This window comes from Bacillus sp. 22475, assembly GCF_052044835.1.
GTDB classification, from domain to species: Bacteria; Bacillota; Bacilli; order Bacillales; family Bacillaceae_G; genus Bacillus_A; species Bacillus_A cereus.
In genome coordinates this window covers 1-335 of record NZ_JBQENW010000114.1, presented here as the reverse complement: position 1 = coordinate 335, position 335 = coordinate 1, and the positions used below count along the sequence as shown (strand labels likewise).

Genomic DNA, 335 nt, shown 5'->3' with positions numbered 1-335 from the left:
GAAAATTGCGCCAAATATTTTAAATCGCAACTTCCAAGCTGAAAAACCAAATGAAAAGTGGGTTACAGATATTACGGAGTTTAAGTTATTTGGGGAGAAGTTATACCTATCACCAATGTTGGATTTATTTAATGGTGAAATTATCACATATACAATTGGTTCAAGACCGACCTATTCCCTTGTTTCAACGATGTTGGACCAAGCCCTTTATTGTGTAACCGATCCGGATAAACTACTCATTCACTCTGATCAAGGTTGGCACTATCAAATGAAACAATACCGTCATTCTCTTAAGAATTGTGGCATAACTCAAAGTATGTCTCGCAAAGGAAACT

The 335-nt window shown here is 36.4% G+C and carries 1 protein-coding gene; it reads left to right on the top strand.

The window, feature by feature from the left end; genetic code table 11:
* Positions 1-335: DDE-type integrase/transposase/recombinase (locus ACTJJY_RS32175; protein WP_440607463.1), on the top strand; the 335-nt coding region annotated here is incomplete at both ends.